Source organism: Corynebacterium sp., from assembly GCF_012837295.1.
Lineage (GTDB): Bacteria > Actinomycetota > Actinomycetes > Mycobacteriales > Mycobacteriaceae > Corynebacterium.
Genome location: NZ_DURI01000279.1, coordinates 1 through 6,047 on the forward strand (window position 1 = coordinate 1; position 6,047 = coordinate 6,047).

The window sequence follows — 6,047 nt, forward strand, 5'->3', positions numbered from 1 at the left end:
ACTTGCTTCCTTACCTCACTTACTATGATACAGGTGTTCGACCGCCACGCAATCGAACGCGAGGCAACGTTTCGGCGACTTTATGCACCACGAGCACCATTCGCACCGTTCAATGTTCCACCACATGTGATCGCATACATTTACGAACGGCGCGCCCCATGAGGTAGAGGTCACGTGCCAGCGGGCACGGATTCGGCGATGCGCTGACGGGCGCCGACGACGAGCCGAACGGTCCCACGGCGCCACGAAACACCACACCTCCCACGAACCCGCCGGCACGTCGTCAAGCACAGACGCGAAAGGCCCGCACCGCCGCAGGTGCGGCAGGTGCGGGCCCGACTGACGCGGCTAGCCCTGCGCGGACACGGCCTCGCCGAGCGGCGCATCGCCGTCAAGGAAGGCGATCTCGCGGCCGCGCTCACCGGCGAGTTCGTCGAAACGGCCGACGACGTGCGCGATCATGGCCGCGACGGTCGCCCGGGCGGTGGTTCGCTCCACGCCCTCCGGAACCTCCGCGGCATCGTCGCCGACGAAGACGTTGCCGGCGGGCTCTTCGGTGAGCGCCCCGGGCTTCAGGATGACGTACCGCAGCCCCGACCCGCGCAGATGCTCGTCGGCGGCGGCCTTCGCGTCGGCGTAATGAACGAACGCATTGTCCTCCGGCACACCGTGATCGGGCCGCGCGCCCCAGTACGACACCATCACGTAACCCGCCTCGCGCGGGCAGGCGTCCATCGACGCGATCGCGGCGACCTCGTCGACGGCCTTCGTGCGCGCCGGATCACCGCCGCCGGCGCCCGCCGACCACACGACCAGGTCCGTCCCCTCCAGGAGCGCCGACCACCCGCCGGCGTCGAGCCGCTCGATGTCGACGACGTGCGGCTGCGCACCGGTCGCCTCCACCTCGTCGGCGTGCTCCGGATTGCGGATCACCCCGACGACCTCATGCCCCGCGGCCGCCAGCAACGGCAGCGCCCGCAGCGCGACTTTTCCATGTGCACCGATGATGTGGATTCGCATGGCCCCACGCTACCGACGCCGCGCGGGTCCCGCTTTTTCGCTTTACGACGCCGCGATCAACGCCAGCAGCTGCGCCCCGAACCTCTCGACCTTCACGGGACCGATGCCCGGCACGGCCAGCAGCTCCGCGGGCTCGGAGGGGCGGGCCTCGGCGATGGCGGCGAGCGTGGCGTCGGAGAAGACGACGTAGGCGGGCACCGACATCTCGCGGGCGGTCTCGGCGCGCCAGGCGCGGATGGTCTCCACCAGCTGCGGGTCGACGTCCGACGGGCACGACGAGCAGCGGCCGATGATGCGTTCCGCGTTCGTGGCCAGGCGGCCGCCGCACGTCCGGCACGTGGTGGGCTTCTTCTTCGACGGCTGCGGCGCGGGGGCCGCGACCAGGCCGGGAACGTCGAGGCCCTCGAGGAAGCGGCTGCGGCGGCGGGTGCGGCGGCCGCCCTCCTGCCGCGACAGCGACCACGACAATTCCAGGTGCTCGCGGGCGCGGGTGACGCCGACGTACAGGAGCCGCCGTTCCTCCTCGACGTCCTGGGAGTCGTCGCCCTTTTTGAGCGCGTGCTGGATGGGGATGTTGCCGTCGGTGAGCCCGACGAGGAACACAGCGTCCCACTCCAGGCCCTTCGCCGCATGGAGGCTGGCCAGGGTCACGCCCTGCACCGTCGGCGGCTGCTTCGCCTGCTGGCGGGTGCGCAGCTGGCCGAGCAGGCCCTCGATGCGCAGCTCCGGATCGGCGTGGACGAGTTCCTCGCACAGATCCGCCAGGGCGCCCAGCGACTGCCAGCGCTCGCGGGCCTGCGCGCCCTCGGGCTCTTCCTTGGTCAGGCCGAGCGGCACCAGCGTCTGCCGCACCAGCGACGACAGCTTCCGGCCGACCAGCGCCTCTCCGGTCGTACCCGTCGAACCGTCTCCGGTGGTGGCGACGTCCGGCCGCCGCGCCACGCGGATGAGCTCCGCGACGGCCTGCTTGATCTCCGGGCGCTGGTAGAAGCCCTCGCCGCCGCGCACCTGGTACGGGATCGCGGCCTCGCTGAGCGCCTGCTCGAACACGGCCGACTGCGCGTTGACGCGGTAGAGCACCGCGATCTCGGAGGCCGGCACCCCGGCATCCATCAGCCTGCGGATCTGCTTGGCGACGATCCGCGCCTCCTGCGGTTCATCGTCGTACTCGGTGTAGCCCGGTTCCGGGCCGTCGGGGCGCTGGCCGACCAGCTGCAGGCGCGAACCGGCGAGCCGGCCCTTCGCCTTGCCGATGACCTCGTTGGCCAAGTGCACCACCTGCGGCGTCGAACGGTAGTCGCGCTGCAGGCGCACGACGGTGGCGTCCGGGAAACGGCGCGAGAAGCCCATGAGGTACTCCGGGGTCGCGCCCGTGAACGAATAGATGGTCTGGTTGGCGTCGCCGACGACGGTGAGGTCGTCGCGATCGCCGAGCCACGCGTCGAGGACCCGCTGCTGCAGCGGGGTGACGTCCTGGTACTCGTCGACGACGAAGCTGCGGTACTGGGCGCGGAACTCCTCCGCCACCGCCCGCGAATTCTCCATGGCGCCGGCGGTGTGCAGCAGCAGGTCGTCGAAGTCGAGCAGCATGCCATCGGGCGAGGTCTTCATGTCCTCGTACGTCCGGTAGGCGTTGGCCAGCTTGTCGGCGGGCACGGGCGCGACGCGGCCCCGCTCGTCGACGGCCGCGGCATAACCTTCGGGGGTCACCAGCGACGCCTTCGCCCACTCGATCTCGCCCATGACGTCGCGGATGGTCTCCTTGCCGGAGTCCAGGCCGGTGGCGCGCACGGCTCGGGCGACGACGGAGAACTTGTTGTCCAGCAGCCGCCACGGCAGATCCCCGGCGACCTGCGGCCAAAAGTACCGAAGCTGGCGCAACGCCGCGGAGTGGAACGTCCGCGCCTGCACGCCCGTCGACCCCATCGCGGTGAGGCGGTCGCGCATCTCGCCGGCCGCCCGCGCCGTGAACGTCACGGCGAGGATCTTCTGCGGCTGCACGAACCCCGACCGGATCAGGTGGTCGATGCGGTGCGTGATGGTGCGGGTCTTGCCGGTGCCGGCGCCCGCCAGGATGCACACGGGCCCCAGCGGCGCGGTGGCCGCCTCGAGCTGGTCCGGGTCGAGGGCGATGGCCCCACTGAAAGCGGGGTTACTTGACGGCATCCGGATCGGCTTCCTCCTTGAGCACGCGGCGGACGAACAGCAGCCGGTCGCCCGGCTCGACGGACTCGCACTCCGGCGAATCGATGCGGTACAGCTCGCCGGAGCGCACGACGCCCAGCACGATGTCCGCCAGGTGGCGCGGGTTGGCGCCGATCTCCTCCTCGGTGACCAGGCGCTCCGCGACGGAGAAGCCTTCGTCGGGGCTGAGCAGGTCCTCCATCATCTCCACGACCGACGGGGTGACGGTGGCCAGGCCGAGCATGCGGCCGGCGGTCTCGGAGGAGATGACCACCTGGTCGGCGCCGGACTGGGTGAGCAGGTGGCGGTTCTCCGACTCGCGCACCGACGCCACGATCGTCGCGCCGGGGGCGATCTCGCGCACCGACAGGGTCACCAGCACCGCCGTGTCGTCCTTGTTCGGGGCGACGACGACGGACCGCGCCCGCGGCACGCCGGCGAGTTTGAGCACGTCGCCCTTCGTGGCGGACCCGTGGACGGTGACCAGGCCGCGGACGCTGGCCTGCTCCAGCGCCTGCTGGTCCTTGTCCACGACGACGATCTGCGACGGGTCCGTGCCGTCGGCGAGCAGCGCCGCGATGGCGGACCGGCCCTTGGTGCCGTAGCCGATGACGACGGTGTGGTTGCGCATTTGCTTCCTCCAACGCTGGATCTGCAGTGCCCGGCGGGACTCCTCCGTCAGCACCGTCAGGGTCGTGCCGACCAAGAGGGCCAGGAACACCACGCGCAGCGGGGTGATGACCAGAATGTTCAGGATGCGGGCCCGCTCCGTCACCGGCGCGATGTCGCCGTAACCGGTGGTCGACAGCGACACCGCCGAGTAGTACAGGGCGTCGACGAACGTCAGGTGCTCGGAGTACCCGCGGCGGTCGACGTACACGACGATCGCCGCGATGAGCAGCATCGCCAGCGCGTAGCTCAGCCGCCGCACGATGAGCCGCCACGGGCCCCGCCGCGCGGCCTCGGGCATGCGGATGACGCCCAGCAGGGCGTGGTCCGGCAGGTCGTCCAACTCGATGTCGGCGCCGAACCGATCGCGGATCTTGTCGCGCACCGTCAGTCACCTTTCCCCGTCGTCGTGTCGGCGACGAGCTCGCGCATCGCCTCGTCCAACTCTAGCCGGTCGGGCAGGTCCCGCCCGGACGGTTCCACGGTGACGCCCTCGGCGATGTAGTGGAACGCCGCCCGCACGTCCCCGGGTTCGACGTCCTCGCCCGCGGCCCGGCGCCGGTCCGCCCACGCGATGCGGTACACCGCCAGCTGCAGCGCCGCCTGCCGGGCCTTCTCCCCGACCGGCCGCCGCCCCGTCTTCCAGTCGACGACCATCCACCGCCCGTCGATGCGGAACACCGCGTCGATGCGGCCGACGATGCGCCGGCCGCCGACGCCGATGTCGAACGGCTCCTCCACGAACTCCGGCGTGCGATCCGCCCATTCGCTCTCCGAGAACCGCTCCTTGAGCTTTTCGACGGCCACGTCCACCCCTTCGCCGTCCCCGTCGACGGTGGCGAACAGGTCGTCGTCGTCAAGCAAAACCGCCGAACCGAAACGGTTCTCCAACCAGGCATGGAAAGCCGTGCCGCGACGCGCGAAACGATTCGGCTTGTACGGCAGGGGCCGGGCCCGCCGGCGCGCGAAGGCCTCCGGATCGGCGCGCAGGGCCTGGTACTCGCTGGTGGACAGCTGCACCGGCATGGGCACCGAGACCGCCTCGGCGCGGGCGCGGCGGCGTTCCTCCAGGAGCATGGACACCTCGTCCTCCCACACGCGGGAAATGTCGCCGTCGATGGGGGCGGACTCCGCGGTGGCGCCCGCCCGGACCAGCTCCGCACCCCGTTCGAGCACGGCGCGGCGGGCGACATCGGGCGCGGCGGGCCAGGCCACCCCCTCCGCATCCGGGATGGGCAGCGGGTCATCGGAGGCGGCGTCGACCCAGGTCTCCACCGCGTCGGGGCGCAGCGCGCGCAGGGACGCCAGATGTTCCGACGGGCCGTCGGGCTTCTTCCGCCCCGGCGTCAACCGCTGGCACCCCGAGACGAGCAGCGTGTCCTCTGCGCGGGTGACGGCGACGTAGAAGAGGCGGTCGGCCTCGGCGATCTTGGCGGCCCGGTACTCCGCCTTGTGCTCGTCGAGCGCCGCGACCACCTCGCCCTGATGCTCCGCCCCGGAGGTGTCCAGCACGGGCGCGCCATCGCCGGACTCGCCGCCGGCCACCACGTCGGAGGGCAGCAGCTGGGCCTTGGTCAGCCACGTGTCCACCATGACCTCGTCGTACACGGACGCGCACACGTGCGGCACCGCCACGACGTTCCACTCGAGGCCCTTGGCCTTGTGGACGGTCATGATCTCCACGCGGTCGCCCTTCATCCGGGTCTTGCCGGGTTCCAGGCCCTTGTCGTGGGCGGCCGCCCGGTCCAGGTAACCGAGGAACGCCGCCAGCTCCCCGCCGACCCTCCGTGAGAAGTCCGCCGCGACCTCGGTGAACCTGTCCAGGTGGACCGTTCCCGGGCCGAGTCCGGCCGCCGCCTCGATGCGGATGCCGAAGGCCTCCTCGACGTCGGCGATGAGCTCCGGCAGCGGCTTCCGCAGCGAGAACCGCCGCAGGTTGCGCAGCGCCGCGGACAGCTCCGCGATCCGCCGACGGCCTTCGTCCGAGTAGCCCGGCGCGGCCGGGCCCTCGTCGTTCAGGGCCGGGTCCGCCACCGCGTGCCCGAGGCCGGTCGGCGGCGTCGCGCGCTCGCGGGCCACCCGCGCGAGATCCGCGTCGAGGGCGGACAGGGGGCCGTCGACCTCGTCGGCGTCCTCGTCGCCGTCGCGGGCGTAGCGGGCGAGCTGGCGGGCGC

At 71.6% G+C, this 6,047-nt stretch carries 4 protein-coding genes; all 4 read right to left on the reverse strand.

The window, feature by feature from the left end; genetic code table 11:
- Nucleotides 1-348: 348 nt before the first annotated feature.
- Nucleotides 349-1,020, reverse strand: coding sequence for an NAD(P)H-binding protein (locus GX015_RS09085; protein WP_291344537.1), 672 nt, complete (start codon nt 1,018-1,020; stop codon nt 349-351).
- A gap of 42 nt (nt 1,021-1,062) precedes the next feature.
- Entirely contained in the window at nt 1,063-3,186 is a 2,124-nt protein-coding gene (locus GX015_RS09090) for an ATP-dependent DNA helicase UvrD2 (RefSeq protein ID WP_291344539.1), read from the reverse strand.
- Complete coding sequence (locus tag GX015_RS09095) at nt 3,173-4,258, reverse strand: TrkA family potassium uptake protein (RefSeq protein ID WP_291344540.1); 1,086 nt, start codon at nt 4,256-4,258, stop codon at nt 3,173-3,175. The genes GX015_RS09090 and GX015_RS09095 overlap by 14 nt, the downstream gene beginning before the upstream one ends.
- A 2-nt stretch (nt 4,259-4,260) precedes the next feature.
- The coding region (locus tag GX015_RS09100) for a PD-(D/E)XK nuclease family protein (protein ID WP_291344542.1) at nt 4,261-6,047 on the reverse strand (1,787 nt) is incomplete at its 5' end.